This is a genomic window from Nocardia asteroides (genome assembly GCA_019930625.1).
Classification (GTDB): Bacteria; Actinomycetota; Actinomycetes; order Mycobacteriales; family Mycobacteriaceae; genus Nocardia; species Nocardia sputi.
On the sequence record CP082844.1, the window covers coordinates 2454268 to 2475182 of the forward strand.

Below are 20915 nucleotides of genomic sequence, written 5' to 3' on the forward strand. Positions count from 1 at the left end.
CGCCTTCGGTCGGAGGAGCGGGGTACGAACGCGTGAGGGGAGTCAGCGCCTGCGGAAGTAGCGGCGGGCCGGGCGGGTGTAGAGGGCGGGTACGGCGATCAGCACCGCGATGACGTGGACGCTGCGGAGACTCGCGAGCAGCACGGACGCCGGTGACGCGTCCCGGAAGAGGTCGCGCAGTTCGTTGGCGGACATGGCCGCGGCAAGCGGTTCGACGATCAGTGACAACAGGCCGAATACGCCGATGCCGACGGCGATCAGCAGGCGGGCCCAGCGGTCGCCGCGGGTCATGCGCACCGCCACGACCAGCACCAGAAGGTAGATCGCCGTGCGCACCGCCAGTCCGGCGGCAATGGTCGTCCGGTCGGTTTCGGGGAAAGCGAGCGCGGCCCGCACGACGGCTTCGGCGATGCCCGCCGCCAAGGCGACCGCCAAGGCGGCGAACGCGACGCGAACGGGGCGCGGTGGCGCAGCGGGGTGGTCACGCGACGATGCGGGCCAGACGGAAAAGGCGGTGCCGGTCATGGGGCCGACACTGCCTCAGCGTTTCCGGACGCGAATCACTCCGCGGTAGCGACGGCTGCCCCTACGGCGGTATCGGTGCGCGTAGCGAACTCGGTGAGGGCCGCGAAGCCCAAGGCCAAGCAGGCCCACAGCGTCGCCGTCTCGGCCAGTGACGCCACCCGGAACTGCCACAGCAGGGTGGCCGGGAAGTCCGCGCCCACCTCGTTCACACCGGGAAGCAGGACATAGCCGAGCGCGGTCGCCAGCACGAACGCCGCGACGCCGCCGATCAGCCGGACCGTGGGAAGTTGGGCGCGCAGCGCGGTGAACACCGCCACCGCCGTGCCGACCGCCACGATCCCCAGCAGCACCGCCGCCAGCCACAACAGGGTGCGCTCGTCGACGGTGTCCGGATCGCCCACCGCGGGCGGGTTCGCCGGGTACTTGAAGAACGGGACCGCGACGATCGCGGCCCATCCCGCCAGACCGAGCAGCAACGTGAGCCGCGGCCCGGACAGCGTGGTGTAGCGCCGCGCGAAATGTGCGACAGAGGCGAAGACGGCGCCGAGCGCGACCCCGGCCAGTCCGAGCGCGAGGAATTGGCCGAACTTCTGGCCGCCGCGGCTCACCAGCGGTTCTTCCTCGTCACCGTGGGAATGCCCGCCCGGGGATTCGGCATGCTCGCCGTGTGTGTGCCCGGCGGCGGAACCCGCTTCCTCGATGGCGATGGCGGCGTCGAGTTTTGGTTCGCCGACGAAGTAACCGACTGTCGCGGCCAGCAGTCCGGCGATGAGGCCGGCCAGCAGGCCACGAAGCAGCAGTGTTCGGAGCGAACCGATCAGTGGCACGGAAGCCCCAGCAGGTGGCGTCCGTCGTGCATCAGCTCGTGCAAATACATCCCGCTGCGCGAGATGAGGCCCTGGTCGAATCCGACCAGGTAGAGCGTGAGCAGTGCGAGAAGAACGACACCGACCGTGACGAGCACGGTGGCCAGGGAGTCGGTTGCCCGGCTTGGTGAATGCGCGATGGCCATTCGAGTCCTCCTTGGGATACGCGTCCCGTCGGGTGGTGGGCGCGACGGTGCCGGTGTCTGGCTTTCCGGCACCGGACTCGGTGCATGGAACACAGTGGCGCGACCGCTCCGGAATCTCACCGGAATTACCGCATCACCCTCGCGTTTGTCCTTCGAACTGTGACATCTCACCGACCTCGGCGTCAACAGTGTCCGGCACGGGCGTACCACGGTGCCGGGCGAGTCGCCGGGCAGGCGGACCTGCCCGGCACCGAGTATTCGGCTCAGTCCGCCGGTTTCGCGTCCACGTCCAGCACGACCTCGAACTCGAGCAGGGACGCGCCCGTCGAGACCGGCTTCTGGCGCTCGCCCGCGTGCGCCTCGCGGGCGGGCCCGTCCCGCCAGGCCGCGAAGGACTCTTCCGAATCCCACTGGGTCACAACGAAGTACCGCTTCTCACCGGCGACCGGGCGCAGCAGCTGGAAGCCGAGGAAGCCGGGTGAGCCCTCGACCGCGTGCGCACGGTGGGCGAACCTCTTCTCCAGCTCGGGGCCGGCGCCCTCGGGAACCTCGATCGCGTTGATCTTCACAACAGCCATGCGTCCAAGCTAGCGGCTGACGCCCAGCAGATGCTCGGTGCCTCGTATTGTCGAACCGATGTTGCACGACGAAGGCGGAGCAGGCGCGCCGATCCTGCTGCTGCACGGACTGATGGGCAGCGCCCGCACTTGGCGCGATCACCTGGGCTGGCTGCGCGAATACGGTCACGTCTACACCTTCGACGCCGCCGGGCACGGCAGGGCGGCGCCTGCGGAACTGACGACCGAGGCATTCGTCGCCGACCTCGCCGCGGGCACCGCCGCGATCACCGAGCCGATGGTGGTGATCGGACATTCGATGGGCGCGCTGCACGGCTGGGTGTTCGCCGCGACGCACCCGGACCGGGTCCGGGCGCTGGTGATCGAGGACATCGCGCCGGATTTCACCGGACGCACCGCCGCCGGATGGGCGGCGATGATCGAGGCGTGGCCGCAGCCGTTTCCCGACGACGAGGCCGTGCTGGCCTTCTTCGGCCCGGTCGCCGGGCGGTACTTCCTGAACTCGTTCCAGCGCGGGCCGCGGGGATACCGGCTGCACGGTTCGGTCGCGACCTTCCGCGACATCTCCGAGGAGTGGGGTACGCGCGACTTCTGGCCGCAATGGCATGCGGTGCGAGTGCCCGCCTTGCTGCTGGAAGGCGAGCACAGCATCACTCCGCCGGGACAGATGCGGCAGATGGCCGCCGCGCATCCAGGCGCCGACTACGTCCTGGTCCCCGGCGCGGGACACCTCGTGCACGACGACCAACCGGAGTTCTACCGGGCCGAGGTCGAGCGGTTCCTGCGGCGCGTGCTCGGCGGCTAGGGGCGAAGCGACCGGCGACGAGTAGTTCGGCCGCGGGGCTGCGGCCGAACCGGCTCGCGGGCGGTTCCAGCTCAGCTGTTCGCCGCGGGGTTGCCGCCCTCGCCCGCCAAGGCGAACAAGCCGTCGGGCGTCTGTTCGATCAGGCCGTCCACCAGCAACGAGTCCAGCGCGCGGTCGCGCTGGCCCGGGTCGCGAGTCCAGGCCAGGTCCAGACGCATCCGCTCCACCGGTCCGGTGGCGTGGCGCAGGACGTCCAGCAGGCGACCGCGTGCTTGGCGGTCGGTGCCCTCGTATTTCTGGGTGCGGCGGACCACCTCGCTCACCGGCCTGCCAGCGGTGACCCACGCGCAGCTCGGCAGCGGGCAGCGCGAGCAATCGGGGGTGCGGGCGGTGCACACGGTCGCGCCCAGTTCCATCAGGGCCGCGGAGAACACGGCGGCGCGGTCGACCTGGAGCGGCAGCAGCGCTTCGGTTTCCGGCAGGTCCCGGGAGGACGGGCTGCCCGCTTCCGCGCGGCCGTGCACCGCCCTGGCAACCACACGGCGGACGTTGGTGTCCACCACCGGAACCCGTTGACCATAGGCGAAACAGGCGACGGCGCGCGCGGTGTAAGCGCCGATCCCCGGCAGATCGAGCAGCACGTCCACGTCGGCGGGCACTTCGTCACCGTGCTCGGCCGCCAGCACCCTGGCGCACTCGTGCAGCCGCAGCGCTCGACGTGGATAGCCCAGCTTGCCCCAGGCGCGCAGCACCTCCGCCTGTGCGGAGGCGGCCATCGCCGAGGGGACCGGCCAGCGTGCCACCCACTCCCGCCAGATCGGCTCGACCCGCACGACCGGGGTCTGCTGCAGCATGATCTCGCTCATCAGGATCTGCCACGCGGTGACGCCGGGCCGCCGCCACGGCAGATCACGCGCGGTCTCCCCGTACCAGTCCAGCAACGTGTCCGCGTCGATGCCCTTCGGCACGCCCTTCCGCACTGCCCTCACTATTCCTGTCCTACTGCCGCCAGGCGGTATTTGCCCACCTGTAACCAATCGAACTCGCTGGTAACGCAAGTGTTGTGCACAATGGTCGGTATGCCGGATTCCAACCCGATCAGTGCCTGGAAGTCCTTGCGTGAAGGCAACGAGCGTTTCGTCAGCGGTGCGCTGCTGCATCCTAGCCAGGGTGCCGCGCACCGGGCCAAGCTCGTCAGCGGCCAGCATCCGCAAGCGATCTTGTTCGGTTGCGGCGACTCCAGGGTCGCCGCCGAATTGATCTTCGACCAGGGCCTCGGCGACATGTTCGTGGTGCGCACCGCGGGCCATGTGGTCGACAGCTCGGTCCTCGGTTCGATCGAGTACGGGGTGCAGGTGCTCAACGTGCCGCTCATCGTAGTGCTCGGGCACGACAGTTGCGGAGCCGTGAAGGCCACCATCGACGCGCTGGACGGCGGCGAGGTGCCGGGCGGGTTCATCCGCAGCGTGGTCGAGCGGGTCACGCCGTCCATTCTGATCGGACGACGCGAAGGCCTGTCCACCGTCGACGAGATCGAGGCCAGGCACGTCGTGGAGACCAGCCGCCTGCTCATGCAGCGGTCGATGATCATCTCCCAGGCGGTGGCGACCGGTGAGTGCGCCATCGCCTCCGTCACCTACAAGCTGGCCGAGGGCAAAGTGCAGCTGCACCGCGTCGTGGGCAACATCGGCGAGGAGGTCTGACCGGCGGCGCGCCCGCGATTCGCCCAGCGTGCCGGCGGAATGTACTCGTCGCTGCTGGGGGCGGGTGGCCGACACGCCGTGCCCCTGAGACGATGCGCCCGATTCTGCCCTTACCGTTGAGGCGTGCTGGAACCGAATGGACCGCTGCCACCGGAGATCTATTGGCGTCGCCGCGCGTTCGCCATCGGAGTTCTGGTGGTCGCGCTGGCGCTGGTGATCTGGGTCGTGCTCGCGGTCGCGCGCGGCGGTGACTCGCCCGGTGACACCAAGTCCGCCGGGTCCAGCTCGGTCGTGGCCAAGCCCGCCGACGCGGCGGCCAAGCCGTCGGGGGATTCCGGCGCGGCGAAGTCCTCCGCGGCGAGCACCAGCGCCGCGGCGGCGGGCCCTTGCCCGGACCAGTCGCTGGCGATCAAGGTGACCGTCGAGCAGCCCACCTACAAGACCGGTGAGCAGCCGGTGTTCGGCATCGTCATCACCAACATCTCGTCGGTGGCGTGCACCCGCGACATGGGCTCGGGTCTGCAACAGGTTTCGGTGCACACGCTCGACGGCCAGCGGCGCCTGTGGTCGAGCACCGACTGCTACCCCGACGGGCAGCCCGACGTCCGCACGATGAATCGCGGTGAGCAGGCGGCGTTCACGGTGACCTGGTCGGGCTCTACTTCCCAGCCCAATTGCGCGGGCGAGCGTGTCCAGGTCCCGCCGGGGGCCTACAACGTCGTTGCGCAACTGGGGTCGGTACGCAGTGCGGCCGAGCCGTTCAACATCGCCTGAGTCGTCTCGGTTCCAGCGGCTACGACGCTGGGTGTTCGGAATGGCTCATGATGGTGACGTGCCCGGCAGCCGGTCGAATCAGCTGGCGGCCTCTTCCGGGGCGGCGCGGAGTTTGCGTAGACCGGCTATGCGGATGGCGGAGCGGAGGTCGGTGACCTCGTGGATTCTCATGGTGCTTTTCACCGGGGTGAGTCCGGGAGGCACCAAGGCGGTGGTGAAGCCCAGGCGTTCGGCTTCGGCGAGTCGGCGGTTGAGGCCGGTCACCTTGCGGACCTCGCCCGCGAGTCCGACCTCGCCCAGGATCACCCAGCCCGGCGGAATCGCGACGTCGGACTCCGCGCTGGCGATGGCGAGCGCGATGGCCAGGTCGGCCGACGGCTCGACCAGCCGCATACCGCCGACCGTCGCGGCGTAGACGTCGCTCTTGCCGAGGAATACCCGGCCACGGCTCTGCAGGACCGCAAGCACCATGGCGACCCGGTTGTAGTCCAGTCCGCTCACCGCGCGCCGCGGCTGCGGTATCTCGGTCTTCACGGTCAGGCCCTGCACCTCGCCGACCAGCGGGCGCTTGCCGTCCATCGCGACGGTCACCGCCGTGCCGGGCACCGAATCCGTCCGGTGGTGCAGGAACAGGCCGGACGGGTCGTCGACACAGGCGATGCCGTCCTCGTGCAGCTCGAAGCAACCCACCTCGTCGGCGCTGCCGAAGCGGTTTTTGATGCCGCGCACCATGCGCAGCGTGGAGTTCTTGTCGCCTTCGAAGTGCAGGACGACGTCGACCAAGTGCTCGAGCGTGCGCGGGCCCGCCACGCTGCCGTCCTTGGTGACGTGCCCGACCAGCAGCACCGCGATCCCGCTGGCCTTGGCCAGCGAGGTCAGCGCGGCGGTCACCTCGCGTACTTGGGTGACACCGCCGATCACGCCGTCCACCTGCGGGGCGAGCATGGTCTGGACCGAGTCGACCACCAGCAAGGTCGGACGCACCTGCTCGACGTGTCCGAGCACGATCGACAGATCCGATTCGGACGCCAGATAGACCCGGTCGTGCACCGCGCCGGTGCGATCGGCCCGCAACCGGACCTGCCCCGCCGACTCCTCCGCGGTGACGTACAGCGCCTTCTCGTCACGCTGGGCCGCCCAGCGATGCGCCACCTCGAGCAGCAGCGTCGACTTGCCCACCCCCGGCTCGCCGGACAGCAGCACCACGGAGCCGGGCACGACCCCGCCGCCGAGCACTCGGTCCAGCTCGGTGACGCCCGTCGGCCTGGCTCTGGTGACCTTCGAGTCGATCTGGGAGATAGGCGCGGCCGCGGTGCTCGGCAACATCGCCTTGCGTCCCGGTGAACCGACCGCGCCCGCCCCGACGACTACTTCGTCGACGGTGCCCCATGCGCCGCACTCAGGGCACTTGCCGACCCACTTGGCGACTTCATGGGAGCAGGCGGAGCAGCGGAAGGTCGGCTTGGTCTTGGCCACACCGGCACCATACGCACCGCCGCTGACAGTGTTCGTCTTCCAGCGACTGCGCCGGGACTCAGTGACCGCCGCCGTGTCCGGCTTCGGCCGGGCCGGACTTGTCGGACTGGTGGCGCTCGGTGTGCAGCCCCGCGTCGACGGGGACCTGGACCTGGACGGTGCCGTTCTGCTTGAAGTTGAACGAGACGTTGTAGGTCAGGCCGGGAGTGATGTCCCTGGTCAGGCCGGTGATCTCGATCATGATCGGCTCGGCCTCGGGGTCGGCGGCGGGCTGGGAGCCGTGCGCGTCCGAACCGTGCGAATCGGCGGTGGTGGTCGGCGCGGTGGTGGTCGGCGCGGCGGGGCGCGCAGTGGTGGTGGGTGCTCCGGCGGTGGTGGTCGGCGCTGCGGTGGTGGTCGGCGCGGCCTCGCGCTTGACCGGGTGATCGGCTGCGACGACGGTCTGCTGGGGGGCGATCTCGACGACGGACTTGCCGGCGGCCGAGGTGATCTTGACGGTGCCGAGGTCGGTGGTGATGCTGGTCAGCTCGTCGCGAACGGACTCGCTGTTGTTGATGACCGACAGCGCGATGAGCGCCTTGCCGCCCTTCGCGTTGTTGTAACCGGTGCCCTCGGCCGGGTACACGATGTGCACGTTGCGCAGCGCGATGCGGCCGACGTCGGCGTAATTGCCGTTCACGGCGGCGACCTGGTCGGCGGTCTGCGAGATCTGGCCCGCGCCGCAGCCGGACAGCGCGATCGCCGCTCCGGCGGCGAGTGCGGCAACCGTCACCATGCGACGTCGCGCCCCCTTCGGGGCGGTCACAGCTTTCAGGGCAGTCACGGGTTGTCCCTCCATGTCGACCGGGCTCTGCTCCGCGCGGGAGCGTAGTAACTAGGCAGCGTAGTAGTTCCCTCGGCGGCGCGGGCGCGGGGGCTGTGTCAACTCCACCTCCGGTGGCTGGTCGACTCAGCCACCGGCGGCTGGCCGACTCCGCCTCCGGTGGCGTGCGCGGGACATCCTGAGCGCGGCGGCGTGCGGCAGGGCAGGGGAGCGGTCCCCGACACTCGGCGCTTCGATAACAGTTCGGTCGAGGTTCGGGAGATTGCCACGAAGGTGCCGGGCCACCACGGGCGGGCGACGCCGGTAGAGCCGGGAGATAACTCGTTCCGGCACAACGTAATGCACACCGCCTGGCATCTGTCAAGCCCCGCGGTTGCCTCGTTGTGGCCCTGACCTGCACAGTTGATCGCGCCGTTATCGAGTCGCATGTTAAACTGTGAACATCGAAAGGGGCACGGGACACATGATTTTTAAGGTCGGAGACACCGTCGTTTACCCCCACCACGGAGCGGCGCTGATCGAAGCAATCGAGACTCGCACCATCAAGGGTGAGCAAAAAGAGTATCTGGTCCTGAAGGTCGCCCAAGGCGATCTCACTGTTCGGGTTCCCGCGGAGAACGCCGAATACGTCGGCGTGCGTGACGTCGTGGGTCAGGAGGGTCTCGATCGGGTCTTCCAGGTGCTTCGTGCGCCGCATACGGAGGAGCCGACCAACTGGTCCCGCCGCTACAAGGCCAACCTGGAGAAGCTCGCCTCCGGCGATGTGAACAAGGTGGCCGAGGTCGTTCGCGATCTGTGGCGCCGGGAGCAGGACCGCGGCCTCTCCGCGGGTGAGAAGCGCATGCTGGCCAAGGCTCGGCAGATCCTGGTCGGTGAGCTCGCGCTGGCCGAAGGCACCGATGACGGCAAGGCTGAGACCCTGCTCGATGAGGTCCTCGCAGCGGCTTCCTGACCGTGAACACACCTGACAACGGTGTCCGTTCCACCGACGGACCCGTCGTTGCTCTGGTGCCTGCCGCCGGCCGTGGCGTGCGTCTGGGTGAATCGAAACCCAAGGCGTTCGTCGCGGTCGGCGGCACACCCATGGTCCGGCTCGCCGTCGAAGGCTTGATCGCCTCCGGCGTGGTCGACCGGATCATCGTGATGGTTCCCACCGAACTCGTCGACAGCGCCGTTGCCCTGCTGCCGCCCTCGGATTCGGTGCAGGTGGTCGTCGGCGGCGCCGAACGCATCGACTCGGTGCGAGCGGGTCTCGCCGCCGCGCCCGACGCCGCCTACTTCTTGGTGCACGACGCCGCCCGCGCCCTCACGCCGCCCGAGCTCATCGCTCGCGTCGCGGCGGAGTTGCGTGCGGGCCGTCCTGCCGTGGTTCCCGGGCTTCCGGTAGCCGACACCATCAAGTCCGTCGACGCGGCCGGTGCGGTCACCGGCACTCCCGACCGCGCCCGGTTGCGCGCCATCCAGACGCCGCAGGGTTTCGCGGCCGATCTGCTGCGCTCGGCCTACGCGACCGAGGGCATCCAGGCCACCGATGACGCGGGGCTGGTGGAGCGGCTCGGTGTCGGAGTCCACACGATTGCCGGCGACCCGCTGGCCTTCAAGATCACCACTCCGCTCGACCTCCGGCTCGCCGACGCGGTGCTCGACGGTGCGAGCGTCGGACGGGCGGTGACGCCGTGACCATGCGCGTCGGCATCGGCAGCGACGTCCATCCGATCGAAGCGGGCCGGCCCTGCTGGATGGCCGGTCTGCTGTTCGACGGTGACGACGGCTGCGCGGGTCATTCGGACGGTGACGTCGCCGCGCACGCGCTGTGCGACGCGCTGCTGTCCGCGGCGGGCCTCGGCGATGTCGGCGCGGTGTTCGGCACCGGACGCCCGGAATGGGCGGGTGTCTCCGGCGCGGCCATGCTGAAGGAAGTGCGCAGGCTGCTGGGCGAAGCGGGCTTCGAAGTGGTCAACGCCGCGGTGCAGGTGATCGGCAATCGTCCCAAGATCGGGCCCCGGCGCGCCGAAGCGCAAAAGGTGCTCGGCGAGCTGCTCGATGCCCCTGTTTCGGTGTCCGGCACCACCACCGACGGCCTCGGTCTGACCGGCCGCGGCGAGGGCGTCGCCGCTGTGGCGACGGCCCTGCTGCAAGCCTGTCGTTGATCCTGCTCCGGCGGACCCGAGCCCGTCCGTGAACGACCGTATACACCAGCTAGGATCGACTGCCGTGACGCTGCGCCTCTTTGACACCGACACGCGGACCGTGCGCGATTTCGCGCCCTTGGTCCCCGGCCGTGCGTCGGTGTACCTCTGTGGCGCCACCGTGCAGGGTGAACCGCACATCGGCCATGTGCGCAGCGGAGTCGCGTTCGATGTGCTGCGACGCTGGTTGCTGGCGCACGACTTCGACGTCTGGTTCATCCGCAATGTCACCGATATCGAGGACAAGATCCTGACCAAGGCCGCCGAGGCGGGCAGGCCGTGGTGGGAGTGGGCCGCCACGCACGAGCGCGCCTTCGACCGCGCCTACGAACGGCTCGGCGTGCTGCCACCGTCCGCGGAGCCCCGTGCCACCGGCCACATCACCCAGATGGTCGAGATGATGCGGCGGCTGATCGACCGCGGTCACGCCTACGCCTCCGCGGGGAATGTCTACTTCGACGTGGTCAGCTTTCCCGACTACGGCAAGCTGTCGGGCCACCGGCTCGATGACGTGCACCAAGGTGAGAGCGCGGGCGAGGGCAAACGCGACCCCCGCGACTTCACCCTGTGGAAGGCGGCCAAGCCGGGCGAGCCCAGCTGGCCGTCGCCGTGGGGCCCCGGCCGCCCCGGCTGGCACCTGGAGTGCTCCGCGATGGCCGGGTTCTATCTCGGCCCGGAATTCGACATCCACTGCGGTGGCATGGACCTGGTGTTCCCACACCACGAGAACGAGATCGCCCAGTCTAAGGGCGCGGGCGACGGATTCGCCAGGTACTGGCTACACAACGGCTGGGTGACCATGGGCGGGGAGAAGATGTCCAAATCACTGGGCAACGTGCTCTCCGTGCCGAACGTCCTGAAGCAGGTGCGTGCCGTCGAGCTGCGGTTCTACCTCGGCAGCGCGCACTACCGCTCGATGCTGGAGTACTCCGACAAGGCGCTGCACGACGCGGCGCAGTCCTATCAGCGCATCGAGGCGTTCGTGAACCGGGTGGTGGACCGGGCCGGCGAGATTCCGGTCGGCAAGTGGACCGACGCGTTCGCCGCCGCCCTCGACGACGACCTCGCGGTGCCCAAGGCCCTGGCGGAGATCCACCGCGCCGTGCACGAGGGCAACAAGGCGTTGGAGGTCGGCGCGATCGACTTCGCGCGCGATCTGGCGAGCCAGGTGCGCGCCATGCTCGGTGTCCTCGGTGTCGACCCGCTCGACCCGCACTGGTACGCCCCGAGCGATTCCTCCGCCGCGCTCGACGCGCTGGACGTGCTGGTGCGCGCGGAACTCGACCGCCGTCAGGAGGCCCGGGCCACCAAGGACTGGTCGACCGCCGACGCCGTGCGCGATCGGCTCCAGTCCGCGGGCATCGACGTCACCGACACCGCCAGCGGTCCCGAATGGGCCCTCGGCGCACCGCAATCCGGAAAGGCCAAATGATGGCAGGCAATTCGCAGCGCCGAGGTGCGGTTCGCAAGAGCGGTAGCAAGAAAGGCGCCGTGGTCGGCTCCGGCGGCAAGCGCAGGCGCGGGCTGGAGGGGCGTGGCGCGACTCCGCCCGCCGAGATGCGCACCAAGCATCCCGCCGCCAAGCGAGCGGCGGTGAAAGCCAAGAGCGCGCAGGCTCGTTCGTCCGCGCGCGGCGGGGCCAGGCCCGCGGGACGCAAGAGCGATGACGGTCCGGAGTTGGTGCTCGGGCGCAATCCGGTGGTCGAGTGCCTGCGTGCGGGTGTGCCCGCGACGGCGCTGTACGTCGCGGTGGGCACCGAGAACGACGACCGGTTGACCGAGAGCGTGCGGTTGGCCGCCGACACGGGCATCTCGATCCTGGAGGTGCCGCGCACCGACCTGGATCGAATGAGTTCCAATGGATTGCACCAGGGCGTCGCTCTTCAGGTGCCGCCGTACCGCTACGCCCACCCGGACGACCTGCTCGACCGGGCACGTGGTTCCGCGGAGCCCGCGCTGCTGGTCGCGCTGGACAATATCTCCGATCCGCGCAACCTCGGTGCGGTGGTGCGTTCCGTGGCGGCCTTCGGTGGGCACGGCGTCCTGATTCCGCAGCGGCGCAGCGCGAGCGTCACCGCGGTCGCCTGGCGTACCAGCGCGGGCGCCGCCGCTCGGCTCCCGGTCGCCCGCGCGACGAATCTCACGCGCACACTGAAGGATTGGGCGGCTCAGGGAGTTCAGATCGTCGGCTTGGACGCGGGTGGCGACACCACCTTGGACGACTTCGACGGCCGCGAGCCGATCGTGATCGTGGTCGGCTCGGAGGGCAAGGGCCTTTCCCGCCTGGTCCGGGAGTCGTGTGACTCGATCTTGTCGATTCCGATGGCGGGCCCGGTGGAATCGCTGAACGCGTCGGTCGCCGCCGGAGTGGTGCTCTCCGAAGTCGCCCGGCAACGCCGCGCCTGAGGACGTTGCGCCGCTCGTCCGGCCTGCCTGCCGTCGACCGCGGGAGCGTGTGCTGCCTGCCGACGGCGGCGATGGCCAGGTGCGAGCCGCTCTCGGGGACCCCATGCCCTGTTCCCTTGCGCGACAACTTGTTTCGCAGGAACGCGGGTAACTCACCGCGTGGTCCTAGAACCGGATCGGGCGCCGAACCCAAGACCTGCAAGGGAATCCGGCGATACCCGACTCGTATGGCCTAAAGACCCGGAGAGGCGGACGAGCCCAGTAGAATTCGGCTGGTGGTGATACCCAATCAGCCCATCGGTTCGCCGGTCGAGCATCCGAACGCGACGGCGGTCTTGTTTCTCGGCGCGGTGAGCGTCTTCTGCTGCGGCGTGCTGGGGCCGGTGGCGTGGGCAATGGGGCGGCGCGCGCTCGACCAGATCGAGGAATCCGGCGGTGCGCTCGGTGGTCGCGCCCAGGTGATGGTCGGCTACATCCTCGGCGTCGTCGGCACCGTTCTGATGATCATCTTCGCGGTGCTGTTCCTGCTCATTCTCCTCGGCGGCAACGCCTGAGCCGCGCAGCCGGACGGAGGCCGTCCACCGCGGTCGAGACAGTCGCACAGCGGGCGAGTGCGGCGCGACTGCGCCGAAGCTCCGCGCCGGGCCGAGTGCCTAATCCAGGCTGGGCCGCTCGCGGTCCGCGGCATCCCAGGCGGGCCATTCCGTGCTGACGCTGCCGGACCAGCTGGGCTGTCTGCGATCCCGGAAGGCTGCCATGGCCTCGCCGCCGTCGATGCTCTTGGTCGCATGCTGGTTGAGTTCGGTCTCCAGTTGACCGACCACGGTGGGGCTCATTCCGAGCCCCTCCCAGAGCAGCCGCTTGGATAGCGCCACCGGTAGCGGGGCCGAGCCGTTCGCGATGTCGTGCGCAACGGCGAGGGCGGTCGGTAACACCTCGCTCGCGGGCAGCGAGCTGTTGGCCAAGCCCATCGCTTTGGCTTCGTCACCATCGAACGTGCGCCCGGTCAGCATGATGTCGGCGGCGTTGGCCATGCCGACGAGCCTGGGTAGCGTCCAGTGCGCGTAGCCGTCGGCCACGACGCCGCGGCGGACCTGGTTCAGCCCGTACACCGCGTCGCGCGCCAGGTATCGCAGGTCGCATTGCAGGGCCAGCGCCAAGCCGATGCCCACCGCGTGGCCGTTCACGGCCGCGATCACCGGTTTGCGCACTCGCCACGGAGGCGGGTCGATCGTGGCGCTGACCTCCCCGACTCGATTGGATAGGTCCGCTCCCGCGCAGAACGCGGGCGGGGTGCCGGTGACGATCACGGCACGGATGGCGTCTTCCGCATCGCAGCGTTGCAATGCGGCGCCCATCGTGGGAGTGAACGCGTTCTGCTGCGCGGGCCGGTTGAGCGTGAGCACGGCGACGCCCCGGGAGACATCGACGTGCAGTTCCGAACTCATGCCTCAGGATGTTAGCCGACGGACGCGGACCTGACGTGGGGCCGAAAGTCTTCCGCTATCCGCGCAGGACCTTTCGCCCGATGGCGTACTTGTGCACCTCGGTCGGCCCGTCGTAGAGCCGGAAGGCGCGCATGTCCCGGAAGATCATCTCGACCACCGTCTCGTCGCTGATGCCGATGCCGCCGAGCACCTGTACACACCGGTCGGCGACCTTGAACAGTTCCTCGGAGACGAACGACTTGGCGATCGAGCTCTCGTGCCGCGCCTTCGCCCCGTTGTCCATCAGCCAGCAGGCGTGCCAGATGGTCAGCCTGCACTGGTGCAGCGCGATCTCGTTATCGGCCAGCATGAACGACACGCCCTCGTGTTCGCCGATCGGCTTGCCGAACGCGGTGCGGGTGCGCGCGTGCTCGACCGCGATGCTCTGGGCGCGTTCGGCGGCGCCGAGCCAGCGCATGCAATGGGTCAAGCGGGCCGGGGCGAGCCGGAGCTGGGCGTAGCGCAGCGCCTGGCCCGCCTCGCCGAGCAGCGCCTCCCTGGGCAGGACCAGGTTGTCGAAGCGGACAACACCGTGCCCGGCGACGTAGTTGCGGTCCATCGTGTTCATCGTGCGTTCGATGACGATGCCGGGCTGATCGCCGTCGGTGAGGAACAGCGTGGGCCCCTCGGGCAAGTGCGGGTTGGCGGCCAAACGCGCCATGATGATCCAAGTCTTCGCGCCGTTGGCGCCGGTGATCAGCCATTTGCGCCCGTTGACGGTGAAGTTCTCGCCGTCGAAGGTCGCTTCGGTGGTCAGCTGGGCGGGGTCGGAGCCGGCGCCGTCGGGCTCGGTCATGGCGAAGACCGAGCGCTGGTGGCCCGCGACCACCGGGGCCAGATGACGCCGCACCTGGTCGGGGTCGGCCACCTTGGACAGCAGGAACATGTTGCCCTCGTCGGGCGCCGCGCAGTTCATCGCGACCGGGCCGAGCGTGGACCAGCCCGCCGCTTCGTAGATCACCGCCTGCTCGACGTGGGTCAGTCCGCGCCCGCCGAGCGCTTCGGGCGCCTGCACGGTGAGCAGCTTCTCGGCGCGCGCGAGTTCGACGAGTTCCTGGCGCAGCTCGTCGGTCGGGCCGTGCGCGGTCAGGCGCGGGTCGCGCTCGTAGGGGACGATCTTGTCGATGACGAATCGGCGTACTCGATCGCGTTCGGCGGCGAGTTCGGCGGGAATCGCGAAGTCGATCATCGTTGGTCACCATTCGTTCGGGGGCGCGATGCGTCGAGCATACGAAAACCCTGGCAAGCGACTGAAGGCGGCCGCCATCAAAGTGATGCCGGCGTGGCGCTGCCACGCTGAACTGCGCGGGATATCCAGGAGCGCGGCCTTCCTGTACGCATCTGCCTACCCGTCCGGCCTGCTATCGCCGCGAGTCGAGGTCCGCAGCGGCCAGCGCCCACCGGGTCTGGTGAGCGGTCTTCAGCGGGCGGGGGCGAGGCGGCGGTTGCGGGCGCCGAGCAGGCGGCAGGCGAGGTAGATCAGGAACGAGATCGTGGTGACGAAGGTCGAGACGGGGACACCCGGCGCCAGCGACAGCAGGATGCCGCCCACCGCGGCCACTTCCGCGAACACCACCGCGAGCACCGTTGCCCGGACCGGGTTCGCGGTGAGCTGCGCCGCCGCGGCGGCCGGGGTGATCAGCAGGGCGAGAACGAGCAGCGCGCCGACGATCTGTACCCCGAAGGCCGCCGTGATGCCCAGCAGCACGGCGAACACGATGGACAGCGCCCGCACCGGAACCCCGCGCGCCACCGCCACCTCCGGATCGGAGCTGGCGAACAGCAGCGGCCGGTAGACGAACGCGAGCACCGCGATCACTCCGGCGGTGCAGACCGCGAGCAGGCCGATGCCGTTGTTGCCGACGCTGACCACCTGTCCGGTGAGCAGCGAGAACTTCGAGCCCGCGCGATCGGGGCCGAGCCACAGGAACAGCACCGAGAGCCCCAGCCCGAACGAGAGCACCACCGCGATCACCGAATCGCGTTCGCGTGCCCGGGTACCGAGCAGCCCGAACAACACCGCGGCGACGACCGACCCCGCGATGGCGCCGACACCGACCCCGATACCGGCCAGCAGCGCCGCAGCGGCGCCGGTCAGGGATAGCTCGCTGGTGCCGTGCACCGCGAACGACATCTGCCTGCTGATGATCAGCGGACCGATCACCCCCGACAGCAATCCGAGCAGGGCCGCGGCGAGCAGCGCCTGCTGGACGAACCCGTAGGAAAGCAGGTTCGCCGTGGTACCGAAATCCAGCATCTTGTCGAGGACGCCGGAGAGCTTGTCGGTCACGAACGCACTCCGCTCTGATCCGGGTCAGCGGCCGGCCGGGCCGGGCCGCCTCCATCGCCGTCCACGGTGGCGGCCGGCTCCACGGAAGGTCGTCGGGCCGGGGCAGCGCCGTTGGTGTCCGACGACTCGCTCGAAGCGGAAGCGGTCGTTGCCGGGCCGGCGGAGGATGTACTGTTCACCGGCGCATCGCCCGTTGCCGCGGTTACCTCCGGCGTGGCGACGCCGTGTGCGAATTCGTCGCCCGCCGGTCCGTGGCAGTGGCCGCCCGCCGTGCCGAGCGCGTCCATGGTGTCGCCGGTGCCGACGACCACCAGACGCCCGCGTACCCGCAGGACGTCCACCTCGGTGCGGTACAGCTGCGACAGCACCGCGGAGGTCATCACCTCCTCCGGCGTCCCGATCCGGAACCGGCCGTCGACCAGGTACAGCACGCGATCCACCAGGGGCAGAACCGGATTGATCTCGTGCGTCACGAAGAGCACCGCGGTGTCGTGGGTGCGCCTGCGGCGATCGATCAGTTCGGCGACCAGCCGCTGGTTGGCCAGATCCAGGCTGAGCAACGGCTCGTCGCACAACAGCACCTTCGGATCGCCGACCAGCGCCTGCGCCACCCGCAGGCGCTGCTGCTCGCCGCCGGACATGGATTCCAATGGCGCGTAGGCGAAATGTTCCGCACCGACGTCGGCGATGGCAGCGGCCACCTTGCGCTTGCGCTCGGCTCGGTAGCGTAGTCCGAGCCCCCAGCGATGCCCGTCGACCCCGAGCCCGACGAGATCGACGCCGCGCAACTGCACTCCGGCGTCGATCGTCTTCTGTTGCGGCACATAGCCGATGTCGGGATTGCCCGCGCGCGCGGGCGAGCCCGCGATCCGGGCAGTGCCGGAACTCAAACCGAGTTGACCCAGCAAAACCTTCAGCAGGGAGGTCTTACCCGACCCGTTCGGGCCGAGAACCGCGACGAACTCCCCGCGGGCGACAGTGAGATCCAATCCGTCCCACAAGGTTCGGTCGCCGAACGACAACCGCGCCGACTCCAGCCGCACCGCGGCCGAGTCGTCGCCGATGCCCGACCGCCGCCGTTGCGCCCGGTCGGTGTGCTCGGTCAGCGCCGCTGGCTCGGTCATCCGCTCAGGCCAACGCGGCGGCCAAGGCCTGCGCGTTCTTCGTCTGCCACTGAATGTAATCCTCACCCTCGGGCAGGGTCTCGGTCACCTCGACGACGGCGATGCCCGCGTTCTGCGCGGTGTTCCGCAGGTCTTTGGTGATCTTGTCCTCGGTCTGCACGTTGTAGATCAATGCGCGGACGCGCTTGCCGGTGAGCAGGTCCTGGGTCGCCGCGACGGCCGCGGGCGCCGGGTCGGTCTCCTGCTCGATGGCTTCCTGGAACTCGTGCGGCGTCAGATCGTCCGCCGCGGCGGCGGCCAAGAGGTAGTGCGCGAGGGGTTCGGTCTGCAGCACCGGCGTTTTCGGATGCTCGGCGGCGAGTTTGCCGGTGATGGCGGTGACCGCGGCGAGACGGCCCTTGAACGTCGTCGCACGCTCGGTGTAGGCCGCGGCCTTGTCCGGGTCCAGTTCGCCGAGCTGAGCGGCGATGCGGTCGGCGACCACATCCACGGTGCGCACGTCGTACCAGATGTGCTCGTTCTCGTCGCTCTGGTCCACGCGCAGGGAGTAGGCGTCCACCGTGCGCTTGTTCGTGCCCGCCACCGCCTTCTCGGCGAATTCGTCGTAGCCGCCGCCGTTGTAGACCACCAGATCGGCGTCGCTCAGTTCGGCCGACTCGACAGCGGAGGTCTCGTGTGAGTGCGGATCGGCGTTCGGATCGGTGATCAGCGACCGGACGGTGGCGTCGGGACCCGCGATGGCGGCGGCGATGTCACCCCATACGTCGGTGGAGGTGACGACGACCGGCTGGTCGGAGTCGGTGGAGTCGCCACACGCGGCGATTGTCGCTACGGAGGCCAACCCCACGGCGATGCCTACACACTTCATGGCGAATCTGGTCTTCACGTGGGGTACTCCTGGCAGTCCGGCAGATCAAAATGGAAATCGTTCCCGTTTAACTCTAGCAAATCCGGTCCGGCGGTAGGAGGTAACGCCCACGTGGAACGCGAAAACCAAGGGCCCGTGGACGATTCCTCGTTCGCGGGCCCTCGGTGAGCTCGAGACTTCAGACCAGCGCGGCCTCCACCGGCTGTCCGAGCAGCTGCGCGCAGCGCAACAGGCCGAGATGGCTGTAGGCCTGGGGATGGTTACCGAGCGAACGTTCGGCGACCGGGTCGTACTCTTCGCTCAGCAGCCCCGTCGGCCCCGCGACGTCGACCAGCTGGGCGAACAGCGCCTCGGCGTCCGAGCGCTTCCCGATCAGCAGGTACGCCTCGACCAGCCAGGCCGCGCACAGGTGGAATCCGCCCTCGCCGCCGGGCAAGCCGTCGTCGTGGTGATAGCGGTACACGGTCGAGCCGCTGCGCAGCTCGGCCTCGGTCGCCACGACGGTCGCCGCGAAGCGCGGGTCGGAGGGGTCGATCAGGCCGCTCAGCCCGATGTGCAGCGTGGCCGCGTCGAGGTCGGTGCCGTCGTAGGCCGCGGTGTAGGACTGCACGTCGTCGTTCCAGCCCTTCGCCTTCACCTCGTCGGCGATGGTGTCGCGCAGCACCGGCCAGGCCGGATCGGCCTCGCGATCGAACTTCTGCGCCAGGGTCAGCGCACGATCGACGGTCAGCCAGCCCATCACCTTCGAGTACACGTGGTGGCGGGGGTTGCCGCGGATCTCCCAGATGCCGTGGTCGGGCTCCTGCCAGCGCCGCTGGACCGCCGAGACCATGGCGCACACCAGCTCCCAGTCGGCATCGGGCAGCACGTGCGCGGGATCGGTGACGCCCCGCAGCTCCCTGGCGTGCGCCAGGGTGGCGATGAGATCCACGATCGGGCCGAAGACGTCCAACTGCACCTGCATGTTGGCCGCGTTGCCGACGCGGACCGGACGCGAGCCCGCGTAGCCGGGCAACTGGTCGATCGAGGCCTCCGGCGGCAGCGTCTCGCCGTACAGCGTGTACAGCGGGTGCAGGCGCTCGGGGCCGGGCAACGTCTCCAGTACCCGGTGCACCCAGCCGAGGTAATCCTCGGCCTCGGTGAGGGAGCCGAGCGAGACCAGCGCCTGGGCGGTCAACGCGGCGTCGCGCAGCCAGCAATAGCGGTAGTCCCAGTTGCGCACGCCGCCGATGTCCTCGGGCAGCGAGGTGGTGGCGGCCGCGAGGATCGAACCGGAGGGCGCGTGCACGAGGCCGCGCAGGGTCAGCGCGGAGCGCTTCATCAGGTCGGGCTTCAGCGGCGGCAGCGTGAGCGTCGAGGCCCACTCCGACCAGTACCGCTCGGCCTCCCGGCGCCGCTGGGCCTCGCTGGTCTCGGCGGGTTCGAGGTCGAAGGTGCCACAGCGCAATTCGAGCACGACCGGGCCTTTGGAGGGGTCGACCACGGCACGTGCCGACTCGTGGGTCCCGTCGGAGACGATCTCCCATCGCACGCCGGGGGAGCGCAGCACGATCGGATCGTTGGTGCCGTACACGCGCAGTCCGCCCTCCTGCGCTTCGAGGTTCACCGGCACCTGGCCGAACTCCGGCCGGGGCGCGAAGGTGACCACGGCCTTCGCGTCGCCGGTGATCACCCGGGTGAGGTCGGTACGCGTGGGCGCGACGTCGTGCGGCAGGTAGTCGGTGACTTGCAGACTGGCCCAGCGCGTTTCGACGGTCATCGTGCCGTCGACGTAGCGCTGCGAGAGCGGCAGCCCCGGCCGCTCGGGCTCGATGGTGAAGTGACCGCCCTGCGGGCCGCCGAGCAGGTGCGCGAACACCGCGGCGGAGTCCGGCTCCGGGTGGCAGAACCAGGTCACCGTGGCGTCCGGGGTGAGCAGCGCGACCGAGCGCGGGCTGGCCAGCATGGTCAGCCGCTCGATACGCGGCGCGCTCGCGCCCGCCAGCCAGGTCCGGCGCTCCTCCAGCAGGTAGGCCAGCGCCCAGGCCACGGCCTCGGTGCTGTCCACCCGGAACTTGGCCAGGCTCTCGCCGTCGCCGACCTTGATGCCGACGTCCGGGCCCGCGAGCACCCGGAACGCCTTCTCGTCGGTGACGTCGTCACCGAAGAACACCGCGGCCGAGGCCCCCGCCTGATGCCGGACGGTGTCCAGTGCGGTGCCCTTGTCGGTCTGCACCACGGCCAGTTCGATGACGGCCTTGCCCTCGGTGACCTGCACGCCGAACCAGCACGCCGGACCGAGCCGGACCTGCGACAGCGCCCGATGACCGATCTCCGGGCTGGCGTTGCGCACGTGCAACGCCACACTGGCAGGCTTGATCTCGACGGTGACGCCCGGGTTGTCCGCGGCGATCTGGTTCAGCGCCGTCTGCACCTCTCTGAGCAGGTGCTTGGCGTCGTTGTCGATCGCGTGTACGAAGCCGACGTCGAATTCCGAGCCGTGGCTGCCGATCAATTGCACTTCGACCGGCAACCGCGACAGCGCCGCGAGATCTCGCAGCGCGCGGCCGGAGATCACGGCGGCAGTGGTCCCGGTCAGGCCGGCGAGGGCTCGTAACGCGCTCACCGATTCCCGATGGGGGAAGGCTTTGGCCGGATCGGACACGATGGGCGCGAGTGTCCCGTCGTAATCCGATGCGACCAGCAGCCGTGGCACGCGCGCGACCGTCGACAGTGCACGGCGAAGTTCCAGTGGCAGATCCTGTGCGCTCACGCATCCAACCTAGTGATCGGAGGAGTTTTTTCAGGGGGCGGGCAAAACAATACTGTGTTGAATTTGCCGCACAGCAGCGCGCCGGTCCGCGTGCGCACGATAA

At 69.4% G+C, this 20915-nt stretch carries 21 protein-coding genes, 1 pseudogene and 1 riboswitch; of the genes and pseudogenes, 9 read left to right on the forward strand and 13 right to left on the reverse strand.

The features are described from left to right. Positions 1-42: 42 nt before the first annotated feature. The 4 genes from K8O92_11115 to mhuD form a co-directional block, all read right to left on the reverse strand. A complete protein-coding gene (locus K8O92_11115; GenBank protein ID UAK34354.1) occupies positions 43-525 on the reverse strand; it encodes a hypothetical protein in 483 nt (160 codons plus the stop codon). A gap of 35 nt (positions 526-560) precedes the next feature. Continuing rightward, entirely contained in the window at positions 561-1352 is a 792-nt protein-coding gene (locus K8O92_11120) for a CbtA family protein (GenBank protein ID UAK34355.1), read from the reverse strand. Continuing rightward, positions 1343-1537, reverse strand: a complete 195-nt coding sequence (locus K8O92_11125; protein UAK34356.1) for a CbtB-domain containing protein — start codon at positions 1535-1537, stop codon at positions 1343-1345. The genes K8O92_11120 and K8O92_11125 overlap by 10 nt, the downstream gene beginning before the upstream one ends. A gap of 30 nt (positions 1538-1567) precedes the next feature. Further along, positions 1568-1720, reverse strand: a riboswitch (cobalamin riboswitch). A gap of 80 nt (positions 1721-1800) precedes the next feature. Next, positions 1801-2115 carry a mycobilin-forming heme oxygenase MhuD gene (gene mhuD, locus K8O92_11130; GenBank protein UAK34357.1) on the reverse strand — a complete coding sequence of 105 codons (315 nt, stop codon included), beginning with the start codon at positions 2113-2115 and terminating at the stop codon, positions 1801-1803. 58 nt (positions 2116-2173) lie between these two features. Between mhuD and K8O92_11135 the strand changes: the two genes are divergently transcribed. Continuing rightward, positions 2174-2920, forward strand: a complete 747-nt coding sequence (locus tag K8O92_11135) for an alpha/beta fold hydrolase (GenBank protein ID UAK34358.1) — start codon at positions 2174-2176, stop codon at positions 2918-2920. Between the two features lie 71 nt (positions 2921-2991). Here K8O92_11135 and K8O92_11140 read toward each other — a convergent pair whose 3' ends face one another. Further along, the gene (locus K8O92_11140; GenBank protein UAK35619.1) at positions 2992-3876 is read right to left on the reverse strand and encodes an A/G-specific adenine glycosylase; all 885 of its coding nucleotides are present in this window, start codon (positions 3874-3876) and stop codon (positions 2992-2994) included. Between the two features lie 123 nt (positions 3877-3999). Here K8O92_11140 and K8O92_11145 point away from each other — a divergent pair, with 123 nt between their 5' ends. Together K8O92_11145 and K8O92_11150 are read left to right on the forward strand one after the other, a co-directional pair. Continuing rightward, positions 4000-4623, forward strand: a complete 624-nt coding sequence (locus tag K8O92_11145; GenBank protein ID UAK34359.1) for a carbonic anhydrase — start codon at positions 4000-4002, stop codon at positions 4621-4623. A 123-nt stretch (positions 4624-4746) separates the two neighbouring features. Further along, entirely contained in the window at positions 4747-5397 is a 651-nt protein-coding gene (locus K8O92_11150) for a hypothetical protein (protein ID UAK34360.1), read from the forward strand. Positions 5398-5475: 78 nt separating this feature from the next. Here the strand turns inward: K8O92_11150 and radA are convergent, their stop codons facing one another. Next, positions 5476-6873, reverse strand: coding sequence for a DNA repair protein RadA (gene radA, locus K8O92_11155; protein UAK34361.1), 1398 nt, complete (start codon positions 6871-6873; stop codon positions 5476-5478). Between the two features lie 58 nt (positions 6874-6931). After that, positions 6932-7648, reverse strand: coding sequence for a hypothetical protein (locus K8O92_11160; protein UAK35620.1), 717 nt, complete (start codon positions 7646-7648; stop codon positions 6932-6934). Positions 7649-8159: 511 nt separating this feature from the next. On the opposite strand from K8O92_11160, the gene carD reads away from it, so the two are divergent. The 6 genes from carD (at position 8160) to K8O92_11190 (ending at position 12845) form a co-directional block, all read left to right on the forward strand. Then, entirely contained in the window at positions 8160-8648 is a 489-nt protein-coding gene (gene carD, locus K8O92_11165; GenBank protein UAK35621.1) for an RNA polymerase-binding transcription factor CarD, read from the forward strand. Positions 8649-8650: 2 nt separating this feature from the next. Beyond that, a complete protein-coding gene (gene ispD, locus K8O92_11170) occupies positions 8651-9376 on the forward strand; it encodes a 2-C-methyl-D-erythritol 4-phosphate cytidylyltransferase (GenBank protein UAK34362.1) in 726 nt (241 codons plus the stop codon). A 2-nt stretch (positions 9377-9378) separates the two neighbouring features. After that, positions 9379-9846 (forward strand): 2-C-methyl-D-erythritol 2,4-cyclodiphosphate synthase, encoded by a 468-nt coding sequence (gene ispF / locus K8O92_11175; GenBank protein UAK35622.1) that lies wholly within the window; start codon positions 9379-9381, stop codon positions 9844-9846. 64 nt (positions 9847-9910) lie between these two features. Next, positions 9911-11317 (forward strand): cysteine--tRNA ligase, encoded by a 1407-nt coding sequence (cysS, locus tag K8O92_11180; protein ID UAK34363.1) that lies wholly within the window; start codon positions 9911-9913, stop codon positions 11315-11317. Beyond that, the gene (gene rlmB, locus K8O92_11185; protein ID UAK35623.1) at positions 11317-12291 is read left to right on the forward strand and encodes a 23S rRNA (guanosine(2251)-2'-O)-methyltransferase RlmB; all 975 of its coding nucleotides are present in this window, start codon (positions 11317-11319) and stop codon (positions 12289-12291) included. Before cysS ends, rlmB begins: the two co-directional genes overlap by 1 nt. Positions 12292-12566: 275 nt before the next feature. Further along, on the forward strand, positions 12567-12845 hold the full coding sequence (locus tag K8O92_11190; GenBank protein ID UAK34364.1) for a DUF4190 domain-containing protein: 279 nt from the start codon (positions 12567-12569) through the stop codon (positions 12843-12845). Positions 12846-12944: 99 nt separating this feature from the next. Here the strand turns inward: K8O92_11190 and K8O92_11195 are convergent, their stop codons facing one another. From K8O92_11195 to otsB, 6 genes and pseudogenes are all read right to left on the reverse strand, one after another. Then, positions 12945-13739, reverse strand: coding sequence for an enoyl-CoA hydratase/isomerase family protein (locus K8O92_11195; protein UAK34365.1), 795 nt, complete (start codon positions 13737-13739; stop codon positions 12945-12947). A gap of 55 nt (positions 13740-13794) precedes the next feature. Then, positions 13795-14967, reverse strand: a complete 1173-nt coding sequence (locus K8O92_11200; protein ID UAK34366.1) for an acyl-CoA dehydrogenase family protein — start codon at positions 14965-14967, stop codon at positions 13795-13797. A gap of 231 nt (positions 14968-15198) precedes the next feature. Beyond that, the gene (locus K8O92_11205) at positions 15199-16068 is read right to left on the reverse strand and encodes a metal ABC transporter permease (GenBank protein ID UAK34367.1); all 870 of its coding nucleotides are present in this window, start codon (positions 16066-16068) and stop codon (positions 15199-15201) included. Between the two features lie 260 nt (positions 16069-16328). After that, positions 16329-17192, reverse strand: a pseudogene (locus K8O92_11210) (metal ABC transporter ATP-binding protein). Between the two features lie 4 nt (positions 17193-17196). Continuing rightward, the gene (locus K8O92_11215; GenBank protein ID UAK35624.1) at positions 17197-18060 is read right to left on the reverse strand and encodes a zinc ABC transporter substrate-binding protein; all 864 of its coding nucleotides are present in this window, start codon (positions 18058-18060) and stop codon (positions 17197-17199) included. 178 nt (positions 18061-18238) lie between these two features. Next, positions 18239-20812 carry a trehalose-phosphatase gene (gene otsB / locus K8O92_11220; protein UAK34368.1) on the reverse strand — a complete coding sequence of 858 codons (2574 nt, stop codon included), beginning with the start codon at positions 20810-20812 and terminating at the stop codon, positions 18239-18241. Between the last annotated feature and the right edge of the window lie 103 nt (positions 20813-20915).

Coding starts and splice junctions, on each gene's coding strand:
- K8O92_11115 (UAK34354.1), bottom strand. CDS start 525: ATGACCGGCACCGCCTTTTCCGTCTGGCCCGCATCGTCGCGTGACCAC.
- K8O92_11125 (UAK34356.1), bottom strand. CDS start 1,537: ATGGCCATCGCGCATTCACCAAGCCGGGCAACCGACTCCCTGGCCACC.
- K8O92_11145 (UAK34359.1), top strand. CDS start 4,000: ATGCCGGATTCCAACCCGATCAGTGCCTGGAAGTCCTTGCGTGAAGGC.
- carD (UAK35621.1), top strand. CDS start 8,160: ATGATTTTTAAGGTCGGAGACACCGTCGTTTACCCCCACCACGGAGCG.
- K8O92_11135 (UAK34358.1), top strand. CDS start 2,174: ATGTTGCACGACGAAGGCGGAGCAGGCGCGCCGATCCTGCTGCTGCAC.
- K8O92_11195 (UAK34365.1), bottom strand. CDS start 13,739: ATGAGTTCGGAACTGCACGTCGATGTCTCCCGGGGCGTCGCCGTGCTC.
- ispF (UAK35622.1), top strand. CDS start 9,379: ATGCGCGTCGGCATCGGCAGCGACGTCCATCCGATCGAAGCGGGCCGG.
- K8O92_11200 (UAK34366.1), bottom strand. CDS start 14,967: ATGATCGACTTCGCGATTCCCGCCGAACTCGCCGCCGAACGCGATCGA.
- K8O92_11160 (UAK35620.1), bottom strand. CDS start 7,648: ATGGTGACGGTTGCCGCACTCGCCGCCGGAGCGGCGATCGCGCTGTCC.
- mhuD (UAK34357.1), bottom strand. CDS start 2,115: ATGGCTGTTGTGAAGATCAACGCGATCGAGGTTCCCGAGGGCGCCGGC.
- rlmB (UAK35623.1), top strand. CDS start 11,317: ATGGCAGGCAATTCGCAGCGCCGAGGTGCGGTTCGCAAGAGCGGTAGC.
- K8O92_11215 (UAK35624.1), bottom strand. CDS start 18,060: ATGAAGTGTGTAGGCATCGCCGTGGGGTTGGCCTCCGTAGCGACAATC.